The 14,882-nt window shown below is 64.0% G+C and carries 15 protein-coding genes and 1 tRNA gene; 1 reads left to right on the top strand and 15 read right to left on the bottom strand.

From position 1 onward, the window contains the following. Window positions 1-9 precede the first annotated feature (9 nt). The 13 genes from BUA05_RS13265 to BUA05_RS13205 form a co-directional block, all read right to left on the bottom strand. Window positions 10-723 (bottom strand): ribonuclease T2 family protein, encoded by a 714-nt coding sequence (locus BUA05_RS13265; RefSeq protein WP_072675502.1) that lies wholly within the window; start codon window positions 721-723, stop codon window positions 10-12. Further along, window positions 701-1,114 (bottom strand): hypothetical protein, encoded by a 414-nt coding sequence (locus tag BUA05_RS13260; RefSeq protein ID WP_143150319.1) that lies wholly within the window; start codon window positions 1,112-1,114, stop codon window positions 701-703. The genes BUA05_RS13265 and BUA05_RS13260 overlap by 23 nt, the downstream gene beginning before the upstream one ends. Further along, a complete protein-coding gene (gene nadC / locus BUA05_RS13255) occupies window positions 1,111-1,986 on the bottom strand; it encodes a carboxylating nicotinate-nucleotide diphosphorylase (RefSeq protein ID WP_072675500.1) in 876 nt (291 codons plus the stop codon). Before nadC ends, BUA05_RS13260 begins: the two co-directional genes overlap by 4 nt. A gap of 117 nt (window positions 1,987-2,103) precedes the next feature. Next, entirely contained in the window at window positions 2,104-2,910 is an 807-nt protein-coding gene (locus BUA05_RS13250) for a LytR/AlgR family response regulator transcription factor (protein ID WP_072675499.1), read from the bottom strand. After that, window positions 2,907-4,157: a sensor histidine kinase gene (locus tag BUA05_RS13245; protein WP_072675498.1), complete on the bottom strand. Its 1,251-nt coding sequence runs from the start codon at window positions 4,155-4,157 to the stop codon at window positions 2,907-2,909. Before BUA05_RS13245 ends, BUA05_RS13250 begins: the two co-directional genes overlap by 4 nt. Before the next feature lie 86 nt (window positions 4,158-4,243). Further along, window positions 4,244-5,281: a M48 family metalloprotease gene (locus BUA05_RS13240; RefSeq protein WP_245790202.1), complete on the bottom strand. Its 1,038-nt coding sequence runs from the start codon at window positions 5,279-5,281 to the stop codon at window positions 4,244-4,246. Then, window positions 5,278-5,991 (bottom strand): DsbA family protein, encoded by a 714-nt coding sequence (locus BUA05_RS13235; protein WP_072675497.1) that lies wholly within the window; start codon window positions 5,989-5,991, stop codon window positions 5,278-5,280. Before BUA05_RS13235 ends, BUA05_RS13240 begins: the two co-directional genes overlap by 4 nt. A gap of 36 nt (window positions 5,992-6,027) precedes the next feature. Then, window positions 6,028-7,395 carry a M48 family metalloprotease gene (locus BUA05_RS13230; RefSeq protein ID WP_072675496.1) on the bottom strand — a complete coding sequence of 456 codons (1,368 nt, stop codon included), beginning with the start codon at window positions 7,393-7,395 and terminating at the stop codon, window positions 6,028-6,030. 70 nt (window positions 7,396-7,465) lie between these two features. After that, a complete protein-coding gene (locus BUA05_RS13225; RefSeq protein WP_072675495.1) occupies window positions 7,466-9,202 on the bottom strand; it encodes a PAS domain-containing protein in 1,737 nt (578 codons plus the stop codon). 115 nt (window positions 9,203-9,317) lie between these two features. Continuing rightward, window positions 9,318-9,755: a DUF2141 domain-containing protein gene (locus BUA05_RS13220; RefSeq protein ID WP_072675494.1), complete on the bottom strand. Its 438-nt coding sequence runs from the start codon at window positions 9,753-9,755 to the stop codon at window positions 9,318-9,320. Continuing rightward, window positions 9,752-10,528 (bottom strand): sterol desaturase family protein, encoded by a 777-nt coding sequence (locus tag BUA05_RS13215; RefSeq protein ID WP_072675493.1) that lies wholly within the window; start codon window positions 10,526-10,528, stop codon window positions 9,752-9,754. Before BUA05_RS13215 ends, BUA05_RS13220 begins: the two co-directional genes overlap by 4 nt. Before the next feature lie 94 nt (window positions 10,529-10,622). Next, window positions 10,623-11,126: an MmcB family DNA repair protein gene (locus BUA05_RS13210; protein WP_072675564.1), complete on the bottom strand. Its 504-nt coding sequence runs from the start codon at window positions 11,124-11,126 to the stop codon at window positions 10,623-10,625. Between the two features lie 63 nt (window positions 11,127-11,189). Then, on the bottom strand, window positions 11,190-11,594 hold the full coding sequence (locus BUA05_RS13205; RefSeq protein ID WP_072675492.1) for a hypothetical protein: 405 nt from the start codon (window positions 11,592-11,594) through the stop codon (window positions 11,190-11,192). A 180-nt stretch (window positions 11,595-11,774) separates the two neighbouring features. Between BUA05_RS13205 and BUA05_RS13200 the strand changes: the two genes are divergently transcribed. Beyond that, window positions 11,775-11,851 (top strand) — tRNA-Arg (locus BUA05_RS13200). Window positions 11,852-12,437: 586 nt separating this feature from the next. Here BUA05_RS13200 and BUA05_RS13195 read toward each other — a convergent pair. Both BUA05_RS13195 and BUA05_RS13190 read right to left on the bottom strand, forming a co-directional pair. Continuing rightward, window positions 12,438-13,811 (bottom strand): hypothetical protein, encoded by a 1,374-nt coding sequence (locus tag BUA05_RS13195; protein ID WP_072675491.1) that lies wholly within the window; start codon window positions 13,809-13,811, stop codon window positions 12,438-12,440. 48 nt (window positions 13,812-13,859) lie between these two features. Next, complete coding sequence (locus tag BUA05_RS13190; protein WP_072675490.1) at window positions 13,860-14,555, bottom strand: Crp/Fnr family transcriptional regulator; 696 nt, start codon at window positions 14,553-14,555, stop codon at window positions 13,860-13,862. Between the last annotated feature and the right edge of the window lie 327 nt (window positions 14,556-14,882).

Here is a 14,882-nt window from a genome sequence, read left to right as displayed (position 1 = left end):
CACCACCACCTAGAGCCCGCGCCAGATCTTTGCCGGGGCGCTGTCCCTCGCGCCAAACCGCTGCGCCGTGCAGCGCGCCGGGCGGAAGGTCTTGGCATAGCACAGGCGGATTTCCTCCAGCCAGCCGCGCGCATTCAGCTTCACACCGATGGCGTTTTCGGGAACCCACGGATTGGCATCGGCAAAGGCAGCGCGGATGCGGCCTGCTGTCAGGCGCTGCTCGCGGCTGATGCGGTCGTAATCGGGGATGCGATAGGAATTCCACAGGATGCGCGTGACCTTGAGATAGGTGGCGGGCCGCCTGACCATGCAACTGCCATGCTTGGCCCATTGCCGCGCCACCAGCCGCGCGGACGGCATCATGCACATCGCCCCGCGCACCTCCAAAGGGGTGGGGGCGCTGGTGGCCTTGCACCATTGCGGCCAGCCTGATCCGCTTTCGGGCCACAGCCCGTGGACGACCAGACCGAAGCTGCCATTGCTGCCCGAACATTGCGCGGCATGGGCGCGGGCATCTTTGCGCGGCTTGCAGAACTCCGGGCTCCAGCTGAGCGCGAGGGTGTAGCCGGTTACCGGCAGGCTGCGGCGCGGGCCATCGGGCGCGATTTGCGGCACGGATCGGACTTGCGGCGCGCGGCATTGGTAGGCCTGCGCCTGGGCGGCGGCGGGGAGAGCCAGCAGCGTCAGCGCGGCAAGGAGGCTATTCGAACACCGCAGGGCCATCCTCCCTGTCTGGCGTTCGCGCGAACCATCGCCCCGCCTGCGCGGTCAGCAGGCTCAGCATGGCGAGCGCGATCAGCACTGGCCCGACCAGCGCTTCGGGATCGAAAAACGCCAGCCGCAGCGCACCAAAGCCCAGCACCAGCCAGCGCGCGAACGGCGCCGCGAACAGGTAAATCCACGCCAGCGGAATGAGCGCGATGGTGAACTCGGCCGAAAGCGCGACAATCGTCCAGTCGCGGTTCCACGCCAACCACGGCGCGTGCACGGCAAAGACCATCTGCGACAGGGCAAGATCACCAAGCCCGCGTACCAGCCGCAGCAGCGCCGCGGCAAGGAAGGCGGCGGCGAAAATGCGGATCGCGAGCGGGCGCGGGCCTGCCTTCACCCTCATAAAGGCTTGAAGTCCAGCCCGATATCCGCCGCCGGTGCGCTTTGTGTGAGCCTTCCCACGGAAATGTAATCGACCCCCGATGCCGCTTTCGCCGCGATGGTATCGAGGTTGACCCCGCCCGAAGCCTCGGTCGGCACCCGGCCTGCAACCAGCGTGACGGCTTTGCCCAAGGTGGCCGGGTCCATGTTATCCAGCAAAAGGTGGTGTGCGCCCGCCGCCAATGCGGGTTCGATCTGGTCGAGCCGGTCGACCTCGCAGATGATCCGCGCCACCCCGGCATCGCGCGCGCGGGCGACGGCCTCGCCCACGCTGCCCGCCACCGCGACGTGATTGTCCTTGATCATCGCTGCATCCCACAGGCCCATGCGGTGGTTCTGCGCACCGCCCTGGCGGGTCGCGTATTTTTCCAGGAAGCGCAGGCCGGGAATGGTCTTGCGGGTATCAAGCAGGGTGCAGGCCAGATTGCCATCCGGCCCGCGCATCGCGGTGACATAGGCCTGCGTCAGCGTGGCAATGCCCGACAGGTGCTGGACGATATTGAGCGCGCTGCGTTCCGCCGTCAGCAGCGCACGGGCCCTGCCTTCGATCCGCATCAGATCAGTGCCAGCGGCCACCTTGTCGCCATCATGTGCGAGAGCTTCGATGGTGCAATCAGGATCGAGCGCGCGGAAAAACGCCTCGGCCAGCGGCAGGCCTGCCACCACGATGGCATCGCGGCTGTCCATCACGCCGCTGAACTGCGCATCGGCCGGGATCACGCTTTCCGATGTCACATCACGCCCGCCGCCCGGCAGGCCGTCACCGAGGTCTTCGGCCAAGGTTTCGCGGATGAATTTGGCAAGGTCGAAGCCGGGGAGGGAAAACGCGATCATATGACCCACCATAAACGGAGCCGCAGGCTCCGCAAGGCCGACTGGCCGCCCGCAGGCGCCCGGAGCGTAGCGGAGGAACAGCGCCGAGGACGGGGGCGCGGCGGCGCCCCCCACACATCAATGCACGAACCGCGCCACGACGTCCCGATAGGAGCGCGAAACCTTCACCTCGGCGCCGCTTTCCAGCACCAGAAAGCATTCGCCATTGGTGTGCGGGCGCACCTGCCGCACCAGATCGAGATTGACGATGGTCGAGCGGTGCACGCGCTGGAACTTGCGCGGGTCAAGCCGGCGCTCAAGGTCCTTCATCGTTTCGCGCAGCACCAGCGAATTGTCGCCGGTGGAGATGATCATGTAATCGCCCGCGGCCTCGATGTGCTCGATCGAATCCACTTCCACGCGGAAGATCTGCCCGCGATCCTTGACGTTGATCAGCTTTTCGAACCGTTCAGCGCTTTCGGCCACGACGGTGGTGGTCTCGGCGAAATCGGCGGCGCGATCGGGCGCGATCTCGTTGAGCACGTCGAGCAATTGTTCGGCATCCTCGGCCGATTTCTTCTCGGCAAGGCGCTGGCGCACGCGTTCGATGGTGTCGGCCAGTTTCTGTTCGTCGACCGGCTTCATCAGGTAATTGACCGCATTGGCCTCGAACGCGCGGATCGCATGTTCTTCATAGGCGGTGACGAACACGAACAGCGGCGGTTCGATATCCATCACGCCTTTCACCACCGAAAAACCGTCAAACCCCGGCATCTGGATGTCGAGGAACACCAGATCGGGCTTTTCGGTCTTGATCTTGCGGATCGCCTCGCGCCCGTTGGCGCAGGTATCGATGATCTCGACATCGTCAAACGGCTGAAGCCGCAATTGCAGGCCCTGGATGGCGAGTTTCTCGTCGTCGACGAGGATGGTTCTGATGGTCATGCGGATGTTCCGGAGGTTCGTTGCGGGGGGGAAAGGGGGATGACCTTTGCGCCAGCGGGCGCGGCATCACCCTTGGGGGCAGGTGCGGCAGGCACCTGGAATTCGGGTTCGCTTGCACGGCTATATGGGATCTCGATCAGCACGGTGAAACCCCCGCCGGGTTCGGACCGGGTTTCGAACAGGTGCGCATCGCCGTAAGCCTGCATCAGCCGGTTGCGGATATTGGCAAGGCCGACGCCCGTGGAAACCGGGCGTCCGGGCGCATGGCCGGCGCGCATTTCGGCGCGCGAGGCAGCCGCATCGATCCGGTCGAACAATAGCGGCTCATCCAGCCCCGGCCCGGTATCCTCGACCGTCAGACGCAAGCGGTCACCGATCACGCGCGCGGTCAAGGAAATACGCGCGCCTTCTTCCTGCGGGCTGACGGCATATTTGATTGCGTTCTCGACCAGCGGTTGCAGCAGCATCGAAGGCAATTGTGCGCCCAGCGCGGCGTCATCAATCTCGAAATGGGTGCGCAGGCGTTCCTCGAACCGCATCCGTTCGATATCGAGATAGAGCTGAAGCGTCTCGATCTCCTGCGCCAGTGTCACCTGACTGCCCGGCTCGGCGATCAGCGTGTGCCGCAGGAAACCCGACAGCCGCGTAAGCATGGCATTGGCCGGCTCGGTCTGTTTCAGCAGCACCAGCGTGCTGATCGAATTCAGCGTGTTGAACAGGAAATGCGGGTTGAGCTGGTACCGCAGCATCGCAAGCTGCGCAGCGGTGGCCTGCGCTTCCAGCCGTTCAAGCCGATCAGCCTGCCGTTCCACGGTAAGGAAGAAATTGATCGCGTAATACAGCGCGCTCCACCCTGCCAGCAGCGCCAGCGGGATGAAGGACAGGCCGATAAAGCGCTGGGCAAAAGTCGTCTCGCGGCTGCTTGCATAATAGACGCCGTGCACCCAGGCGTCGATCGATGCATGCACGAACACCGCCAGCATCAGCACCAGCGCGGTCATGCCCCAGGTCACCAGGGGCTGCTGCTGGATCAGCTTGCGGTAGATCACCGACAGCACGAGGGTGATCGAAAAACCGGTGATGGTGGTGACCAGCACCAGCGCCAGCAGATCAAGCGGCTGGCCATTGGCCAAAGCGACCACCGCACGGAAAATGAACGCACCGCTCCAGCCCGCCAACTGGAGGTTCCAGAACGCCCGGTTCTTGCTGGCAAAGAACGGCGCCGGCTGGATCTGGATCACGGCCATAACCCGCCTGCCCTACCCGATTTTGCCAAAGCCCGCACCGCAATTCGCTTGCGCCGTCGCTGGCCCGCCACGGCTTGGCGCAAGGATCATTCCCGGCCCGTTTTGCCAAGCCCCCTGGCAGGGTCGATCTCGCGCCGGAAATGGGCGGTCCAGTCGGCCCGTCCCTCGCGCGCCATCGCCTGCGCGATCAGCGGCAATTCGGCGGCGATGAATTCAGCGCGCTCGTCCCAGCCATCATGGCTGCGGATCATCAGGATTCCGGCATCGTGGCGCGATCCCCAGCGGGTCATGAAGGTCGCCGCCGCAGCCGGATCATAGCCCGCATTGGCAAGCAGCCATGGCATCAGCCGGTCAGCCTCGCGCTCGGTCAGGCGGACGTGGCGGCGGCGGCGGCCGTTGCGGTCGAGCCACGCGTCATGTTCAAGGACATTATGCGCCAGTTCATGCGCGACGACAGCGGCAAAGACGTCTTCCTCGGGGTAGGCGAAGGCGGGGAAATCGATCCCGATCACCACGCGCTGCCCATCGGCAACCGCCTTGCCGCCATCCCCCATCAGTTCGAACCGGGTGGCGCAGACCTCCACCGGAATAACGCGCGCAACTGCGCCATCGGCAAAGCCAACCGCGATGCCGCCATGTTCGGTCAGCATCGCGTCGATGTGGTCATGCGCCCAGACCAGCCGGTGCCAGTTCATTCTCCCGGGTTCGGCGGGCCATTGATTGGGATCGAACCGTTCCAGAGCCACGATTTCACGGTTGCGGGTGAAGACGCCGGAAAGCGCCGCGGGCGATCCGCGGGCGGCGGTCTGCACCGCGAAATCGCGTTTGAGGCCGATCGCGGAGCGGGCAATTTCGGGCGCGCCGTAACTCGCCATGTCCTGCAATTGCAGCCCGATCGCAGGGATCGCCCGCGGGCAGAAGCCGGCATTGCCCTGCGCCAGCCGCCAGCCGATATCCTGCAGGCGCTGATCGGCATCCTGATAGCGGCCAATCGCCGCGCGTTCGGCCACGTAATCGATTGTCGGCAGCGGCGGTGTCGCACCCAGCGGTGCGGCCAGCACCACAGCCAGCACCATGGCCAGCATCCCACCAGACCAGCGCAGCCGCCAGCCCGGACGCATCATCCCGCGCTGTCTCCATCAAGCGCGGCCTTGAGCCGTTCATAACCCACCGCCCCGCCGATCGGCTTGCGCCCCGCGATCCATGCCGGGGTGCCGGTAAAGCCCAGCGCGCGGGCAAGGTCGAGATTGCTGGCGATCTCGGCGGAAACTGCATCGGACCCGGCATCGGCATCGGCGCGGGCCATGTCCAGCCCGGCCTCGGCGGCAGCGGCGCGGACATCGCCAAGCTTGAACATCGCCTTGTGAAAGGCATCATACTTGCCCTGCAATCCGGCGGCGAGCGCCATGCGCGAGGCCGAATCGCTGCCTTCGAAGATCGGCCATTCGCGGATCACCACCTTCAAATCGGGGTCTTCGGCCACCAGCCGGGTGACATCGGCAAGGCTCGCCTCGCAATAGGGGCAGTTATAATCGGTGAATTCGACCAGCACCTTCGACCCCTGCGGATTGCCCAGCACCACGCCGGGGAAGGGCGCGAACACATCATCGCCCATCGCCGCCAGCCGTTTTTCCGCCTCCTGCGCCTCATAGGCGGCGACCATCTGCGGCAGCATGTCGGGATTATCGAGCAGGAAAGCGCGGGTGCGGTTGTCGGCCAGCCCCGCATAGGACCAGATCGCCGCCCCGAGAAAACCGAACACCAGCGCGGTTAATGCGGTCAACAGGGTGTGGCGCAGGGCGGAAGGCACAGGTTCGCTGGGGGATGAAGACATGATGGTTCCGTGACAATCGGCAGGTGGGACTGCAGCCTAGCGCCGGTCGCGCAGACGTTCCAGTTGCGCGCGCGCCTCAAGCGCAACATCCTGTGCGCGAATCCAGTCGGGCGATCCATAGGGCAGCCCCGCCTCTGCCGCGCGCGCATTCTGCAGCGCCTCGGGATAGCGGCGGTTCATCACCAGCTGTTCAGCGCTGGCGAGCCGTGCGCGCGGGATATCGCCGCGCTCGGCATAGACCACGCCAAGCTGGTACCACGCGAAGGGATTGTAGCGATCGCGCGCCACAGCAGCGCGCAGCACGCGTTCGGCCTCGGAGAAATTGGCCTCGTCCTCGGTCGCGATCAGCGCATGGCCGAAAATCCCGGCGATCAACGGGTGCGCACGGCTCAGTTCGGTCGCGCGGCGCAGCGGCTGGAGCGCATCGTCGGGCCGCCCGGATTCGAGCAGCACCTGCCCCTTGAGTTCGAGGAAATAGGGATTGTCCGGCTCGGCAGCGAGCAACGCATCGGCCTCTGCCAGCGCCAGATCGACCCGCGCGTCCTTGTGATAGGCATAGGCGCGGGCATAGCGTGCCGGAATGCTGGTATCGCTGGGCGGGAAAAACGCCAGTGTCCGGCGCGGTTCGGCAAGAAAGCCGTAAAGCTTGGCCTTGGCGCGCACGAACCGTTCCTGCAGCGCGGCATCATCCGGCGCGTCCCATGCCAGGTCTTCCTGCAGCAGCAAGCGCAGCGTCTGGACGCGGTCGCCCGAAAGCGGGTGGGTGCGACCATAGGCCGCATCGTCCGCCTGGCTGTAGCCCCGGCGGATCTCGAAATTGCGCAGCTTTTCGAAGAAGGTGATCATCCCGCGGCCCGAAATCCCCGCGCCCGAAAGATACCGCGCCCCGGCAAGGTCGGTGGAGGCTTCCTGATCGCGGTTGAACGCCAGAAAGCTGCCCATCGCCGCCTGCTGGCCCGCCATGATCGCACCCATCGCCGCATCGCCCGCCCCGGCCAGCGCTGCGCCGACACCCAGCAGCAGCGACAGGATGGTGATGCCGTTCGCGGCCTTCGTGCGTTCCCCGAAGCGGACCACGTGACCGGCGGTGATATGGCCCAGTTCGTGCGCAAGCACGCCCTGCACCTCGTTGGCGGTATCGGCGGCGTTGATCAGCCCGGCATGGACATAGATCGCCTGCCCGCCCGCGACGAAGGCGTTGATCGACCCGTCATTGATCAGAACCAGCTCGACATTGCCGGGTTCCAGTTCGCTCGCCTCGACCAGCGGGGCGGCCATGTCGTTGAGCAAGGCCTCGGTCTCGGCATCGCGCAGGATCGATTGCGCCGCCACCGGCTGCAAAATGATCAGCGAGCAGGCCAGCAGCGCAAGCGCATTGGCAATAAGGGAGCGGAGGCCGCGCATTGCACCACCTCTACCGCGATTCCGCATGAACTCAAACTGAAGCGGGCGGGCGGGTTGCCTCGTCCGGGGCCTAACCGATCAGCTTCTTGGCGGCGCGTTCCAGCTGCGGCACATCCTCGCGCAGTTCGCCCAGCACTGCCACATTGCCAGCAGCATCGCGGCGCACCATTACCAGCGCGAATTCAGGCCCTTCCCCGGCCAGCGCCTCAAGCGAGAGCGCTTCCAATGCGCGCAGCTTTTTCGCCAGCCCGGCACGCAGGCCGTGTTCTTCCGCGATTGCCTTGCCCTGTTCTTCGCGGCGCAGGCGGCGCTCGGCCTTGACCACGCCCTTCAACCCACCTTCGGCCTCGCCCAGAAAGCGCGACAGGCTGCCGCGTTCCAGCCCGATCCGGTGGGCATGGTTCAGCACAGCAGCATATTCGGTCAGGCGGGTCTTGTCGTAATCATGCCCGAACACGAGCTTGACCACGGGGGTCATCGGCGCACGGTCTTGCACGGCAAGGCCGCTTTCGGCGATCAGTTCGGCGTAATCCTCGGGCGCTTCGCGCGCGGCGAGCGAGAAATCATAGGCGCGGCTGACCGCCAGATACAGCGCGCTGCGGCTGCGGTCCTCGGTGACATCCGCAGTGTGGGCGAGTTCGCGCGCGGCGGCGAGCCAATCGTAAAGCCCGGCATCCTCGGGCAGGTGATCGGCAAGCATGGCGGGCTCATCATGGCTGGCGGCATCGAAGCTTTCGGCATGATCCACCGCGTAGGGCGCATCGAAATCGCTTGGCGCATCCGGATCATAGGGCAGCGAAGCCGGGTCGATCGCCTTCTTGGATGGCGCCTCGACATAATCGGCCAGCGAGGCGAAGCTGTAGCCGGCGTTGTCTTCCTCGCCCTCGTCCTCGTCATAGTCTTCGTCCTCGACATCATCGAGCGCATATTGGCCGAAGTCGGGGAGCGGCAGATCGCTGTCTGCGACCTGGGGTGCGGCGGACACGGCATCCGGGTCAACGCCAAGCCCCTGATCGCCAAGCCCATGATAGTCGGCCTCCTGATCGTCGGCCCCCTGATCGTTGGGCCCCTGATCGTCGGGCCCGCCATCATCGGCCTCGTGCGCGGGCGAATCCGCCCAGTCGGTGACAGGATCAGCAGCACGGCGCTGCGGCTCGTCGGCCACTTCCAGCGCTTCGTCCAGCTCAAGCGCCTGATCAATTTCCAGCAGAAGTTCATCCGCCATCAGCTGGTCGGCCATTTCCTTCCAGTTGATCACGCCATAGATGAAGTCGATCGTTTCATCATTGCTCGAAAACGGCAGAAGAATGCCGCGATAAAGGATCTCAGCCCCGCGCTGGTTGACGAATTCGGCCTCGAATCCGATCGGCGCCTGATTGGCGAGAATCTGCATGTAATGATCGGTAATGCGGCTCAGCAGCGAACGCGGCGGCACATCCGAAAGGCGCGTGATCGCGCCATGGCCGCCGCATTCCTGCGCCAGCCGGTCACCAAGAAACTGCACCGCCGGATTCTCGATTCCGGAAGTGAAATCCAGCAGGACGCCAAAGGGGCCGAAATCGGGCAGGTTGGCGGGATCGAGATCATCGATCGGCGGGAACATCCGCTCACCCAGCAGGCCCGCCCAGTGATTATAGGCGCGCACCTGCATGCGGCGCTCGTCCTGGCCGATTGTTTCGGGCGGAAGGTCGTGGTGCGATGCGGACTGGGGACTGTCGTCCTCGGTCGCATCCCAGCCCCGATCCGACGCCAATCCTGCCGTGTCGGCAGGCTCATCGGAATCAAACGGGCCGCGCAGAGTGTCCATGGCTTAATTCCGCCCCTTCGTGAACAGTTACGAAGGCTGTTCTGGCGCGGTGTGGTAAACATCACGTTAAGTCGCCAAGGCGGTTGTGGCCTTGTTGCGCCCGCTTCCCTGCGGTCTAGAGGAAATAGCGCATCCTGATGGTCAGCCGGTTGGTGCCTTCGTCCTGGGCAAACACCGCGTCCCGGAATTTGGGCGGTGCCATCCTGACCGGGGCATCGCGCGAGAAACCATAGCCTTCCTTGGGCATCATCCCCATCGCCCGGTCAGCCTTGCCGTTGTCATTTTCATCATGCAGCAGCGCGATCGCGTAGTTGCCCGGTTTCACCCCGGTAAAGCGGATCTCGATCTTGTCGCCCGCGGGCACCACGGTGCGATGCGATCCGGGGTCCTTGATGCATTTGGGGAAGATATCCTCGCGCGTGGTCATGCAGGCGCGCACCACACCCTTGGTCGATCTGAGATCGGTGACAGTGATCACCACCTCGCCCGCCAGCGCGGGCGCCGCGCCCAGCGTGGCGGCAGCGCCAGCAAGTGCCAGCCCGGCCCGCTTCATGACAGGGCGGCTTCGCGCGCGCGCCCGGCCTCGGCCACGATCCGCCGCGACAACCCCTTGTCCGTGCCGCACAGCCTGTCCCAGACGCGGAAATAGAGCCCGAAATTGCATTTGTATTCCTCATGATGCCGCTCGTGATGGCTGGCCGTTATCAGCCAGTCCCCCAACCGCGAATGAACAAGCCAGCGCGGAAAGATTTCCCAGCCCATGTGATTGGTCACGCCCATCACCGTGGCGATGGTCAGCACCAGACCCAGCATGGCAAGGTGGATCGGCACGAAAAACACCAGCACCGGCACCACGATCGCCCCGGTCATCGCCTCGATCGGATGAAAGCTCATCGCGGTCCACGCGGTCGGCGGGCGGCTTTCGTGATGGACGGCATGGGCGATGCGGAACCACCGGGGGCGGTGCATCCAGCGGTGGCTCCAGTAAAAACAGGTGTCCTGCACAGCGAGGTAGATCAGCACCGAAAGCGGATGATACCACAACGGCAGCGCCGCAAAATCGGCGGTGATCAGCGACCAGTCATGATGCCGCCAACCCCACAGCACGATGCCGGCAGGCGCGCCGTAGATCGCAGCGGAAAGCAGCGACCAGCGGATCTCGCGCGCGATCTGATTGCCGCGTCCGGCGTAAAGCCCGGGCCGCATCCGCGCGGTCGCCAGCGCGAACAGTCCGCTTGCGGCCATGTAACGCAGCGCCACGATCACGGTAACCGCAAGGCTGACGATCAGCAGGGCAAGCGGAACGGGAAGGTCGGGCGGAAGCATCGCACCCGATGATATGGCGCAAATCGCCGCGCCGCGACAGTCTCAATTGCTGGCTCAAATGCTGGCTCAAATGCTGCAGCAATCGCCGCGCGCGTCAGGCCAGCGTATCCGGCGCCGCGCATTGCGGATCGATCAGCGCGGTGTGTCGCCGCATCGCGATCCGCGCCAGCTGTTCGACCTGCGCCTTGCGCCGCGCCGGCGCCAGCGGGGCAAGCGCAGCCGGGCGCAGGATCTCGGCATCATAGCCATCGGCCACGATCACGCCGCAGCTATCGGGACGATAGGCCTCGCTCTCAAGCGGCGCACGGTCGAGCCCCGGCGGCACGCCCCAGAAGAAGCGGTCGCAAAAATCGAGATAATCGGGCCATTTGGCATCACCCAACAGATCGGCACGGGCGACCTTGATCTCGACGATCACGACCTGTCCGCGGGCATCGATCCCCATCAGATCAGCGCGGCGACCATTGCGGATCGGCACTTCGCCAAGGCACCAGATATCGTTGCGCGCAAACAGCCGGGCAATCCCGCGCGCGACGTCGCTGGCGGTCAAGGCCGAAGCTGCGGGCGAATCAAGTGGGTGGGAAGCAGAGGCAGCCATTGCACCCCGCTGGAACATATGACGAACGCAGTCAAGAGCCGCAAGCCACACGGCAAGGCGGGATCAGTCCGTTTGCGACTGTCCGAGAGCCGCCAGCACGCTGCCCCGCGCGGCATGGAATTCACGCCACAAGGCCAGCGCCGGGGTGGTGGCATCCTGTCCCCGCGCCGTCAGCGTCGCCAACGCGGAAAGACCCGGGACGAGCATCGCGTCGATATCCGCAAGCCCCTGCGCCACCAGCACCCGCTGCCAGTCACGCGATTCGGCGATCAGACGGGCGAATGGCGCATTTCCGGCCTCGGGGGCAATCTGCGCCAGCGCGCCCAGACGGGCGGCCTGCGCGTGCAGCGACCGCCATTGCTCGACCAGCGTAGGCGGGTCGCACCGGAGGCTTACTCCGGCAAGCTGCGCCGGGGCCTGATCGGGCACCTGCTCGGAAAGAATCGGTTCGGGCGGAAAGCTTGCCATGCGCAAGAGGCTAGGGGCGGCTCCTTGCCGATTGGTTAAGCCGCCCCCGCCCGCAGCGCGCCAGTTCGGCGTGGCCATCCGGGCCAGAGACGCCCGCAAGACAAATTATGTGGCGCAGCGCGAGCGCACTTGCTAAGCGCCGCGCCGCACACGATGCTGTCGCCCCACGCACGGCACCAGGCACCCGTAGCTCAGCTGGATAGAGCGCTGCCCTCCGAAGGCAGAGGTCACAGGTTCGAATCCTGTCGGGTGCACCAATCTTTCAGAGACTTATCGAATTGCCCTTGGCTTCGTACGGAACGCGTACGGAAAACTGCGGTTTGATTTCAGCTCTCGGAAGCGGCTGTTCGACCTCTTCCCCGGGGGAGGGGGTCTTCGCAATTCCGCTGCGTGGGCTAGGCCTACTAGCGGTTCTGCGACTTTCGCCAAAAGGCAACTTGGGGTTGAACGATCTTGAAAGCAGATTGTCGACCGGTGAGCGAGGCACAGCTTGGCGCGTTCGAGCGCAGCTCAGGTAGCAGAGGGCTGAGAAAGTTGGATGGATGGCTGCATTTGGGAAAGTTGTTGAATGGCTAGTCGGGCAGCGAGAGATCCAAAGCAGCCGCTAAGTCACGCCATGAAGATAAGCCACTCTCGACCCAGACCCAGCCATTCCCGTCAGAACAATGAACGTCTGCTTCCGCCGAAAGCCGCCATGCAGCTTTCGAGATCGAGGCCCAGCCCGGCTCATGACCGTAGCTGGTTGGTTTGCTGCCGTGCCGCCGCCCACCTTGCGGCCAGCATAGAACGCAACAGCCCCAGGAAAGCCTGCCATTTCGACCGGCATTCCCGGGGCAATCTTGGTCAACCCTCCAATCCCGCGAAGCAAGGGAAGAAGCTTTCGGCTTGGTTGGTCAACAAATAGCCGCTGCGGGGCAAGTAGGGCCCCATCGTCTCCTGAAGGTCTGCCTGCCGCTCGACCCGCTGGATCGACCGGGCGAAATCGGGTGCGGTGAGCATGTGGCGGATCTGCACGATGGTCACATCCTCATCAATAAGGCCGTCGCCATCGGGGGCCATCGGAAGCCAGCCGATGCCGCATTCCGGGCGGGCGTTTCGGGGCCGGTCTTCCGCGCGGCTGACCATCACCATCCAGTTTCCGTCGGCATCGACCGGGATTTCCTCGTCGAACAGACAATCGTTGACCCGTGTGTTGGAAATACCTTGGTTCGAGCAGACCGACCAGTAGCGCAGCTCACCATCGCCCATTTCTGCATCGCCGCCGAATGTGTTGGGAGTTGTTGGAGCCTTCCCTCTTACGAAGAAGATCGGGCCGTGCTTGCGGTTTACCACCGTGCGGATGTAATGGTTATCGAGATTTGGATAGAAGCCCCCTTCGCTGCGACGGGCGTCATCGTTGATCTGTCCGGTATAGATTCCCAGCAGGCTCTCCCGGTCGAGTTGGATGAACCACTGGGCCGGGTTTTGTGCCGGCCAGGTATCGGGCCGACCTTCCTGCTTCACCAGTTCACGATAGACGAACGGGGGGACACCGACCGCATCCGGTGTGAGGGCTAACCTCTGCGTCGTCTGGAGCGCATTGCAAGCAGCCTCGCCCTTTAGCTTGCTGCCATCAGCCAAAGTGAGCACCGCTTCGGGCAGCGACACCCCGCCGGCGGGACCGGTCGCATCATCGGGCAGGTAGATACGGTAAAGCACCATTTGCTGACCGCCGGCATAAGGCGGCGCATGGAGCGCATTCACGCTTTCAGGCTCGCCCCGTTCGCCAATCGCACGCTGCGTCGTGGGAGCATCAAGCAGAACACGCACCGAATAATCGCGCTTTGCTGAATCGCGGCGATTGCCCGCCACGTAAGGATTGACGTCGCCCTTTCCGCGCGGCGCGATCAGGTAGTCAGCAAGGGATTCGATCGGGCGGCCACGCTCGTCATAGCTGATGAAAGACATGTAGCGCGAATGTGGGAAGCGCCCCTCAAACGAAAGTTCGGCACCCTTCGGAACTGTGAAGGCTGCCGCCCAATAGAACACGTTCGCGTCCGGGTAGGCGATGTTGATGTAGGGGTCGGCGCTGTGCGGACCGCGCGCCCAGAAGCAGGTGCGCGGGCCGGGGATGGACGGCTGCACGGCTTGCGTTGAGGGCGCGGGTGGCTGCGCGGCAATTGAAGGGGCGGCGATGTGAGCCGCTGCGGCGATAGTGGCAAGAGCAAGTGTGCGCATGGGTATCCTCCTGACCCCAAGAATAGGCCAGACCCAGAACTTGGAATGCTAAGTTTGAGGGTTTTTGAGATGTTCCAAGCCGTAACCGATGCGCGAAGTGAGCCAGGCGTTAAGGGCCTGTGGGTCGATGACCTCGACCTCACCATAGCCTGTATTGATGAGTCCTTGGGCTTTCAGGAACCCTAGCGCGCGACCAATCGACACGCGCGAGACCCCAAGGACTTGTGAAAGTGTCGCCTGATCGACCTGCGTCGCTGGGCGGCCTTCGCGGGTCGTCATTTCAAGGAGCAATTTGGCACAACGTTCGTTGAGATCGAGCCGGCGCATATCGTCCAGCAGGCTTAGCGTGATGTGCAGCCGCTGTGCCGATAGGCTCAGCATAGTCTTCCCGAATGAGGGGTATTTCTCCCACAAGGCATCGAATGCCGAACGCCGCAATTCAAGGAGCTGGGTTTTGCCAATGGCCGAGGCATCGAAGGCACGTGGCTTGTCCTCCAGGAGGGTCAGGTCTCCGAAGCTTTGGCCTGCGCCGAGGATGATGATCGTGATCTCCACCCCATCCGGCGCGCTCTGGCACATTCGGACCGCCCCCTGTTCGATGATGAAAAGCGCCGAATGAATATCGCCCGCCTGCTGGATGAGTTGCCCATCGGCACAGGTGCGCCGCGAACTCAACGCCATGACCTCGGCCCGCACCTCGGATGAAAGCGCATCAAGAAGTGGGCGAACTCCGAAATCGAGCATCGTGGGCGCTCCATTGCCACAAATGATGCATTCTGACTTTTGCGCCTCAACTAATCAACGCCCCTCACAGACATAAGGCCATCGTGAAGAAACGGTGCGCACAAAGAGGGGAACTGTCCCCCGTCAGCACCAATGGCACAGATTTGAGGTTGTGATTTAAGGAGGGTTGGGGCTTCGTCGTAGTGACGAAGGAACGAAGATGAAGACCCAACCCTCCTTGAAGAAATCGCCCCCCAAGAAGGCCCCTGCCGAGCGGGTGGTGAAGGACATCCGGCGTGCAACCCGTCGCCATTTCTCGGCTGAGGACAAGATCCGCATCGTGCTCGA

The organism is Erythrobacter sanguineus (assembly GCF_900143235.1).
In the GTDB taxonomy this organism is placed as follows: domain Bacteria; phylum Pseudomonadota; class Alphaproteobacteria; order Sphingomonadales; family Sphingomonadaceae; genus Erythrobacter; species Erythrobacter sanguineus.
This window is presented reverse-complemented; position numbering and strand designations above follow the sequence as displayed.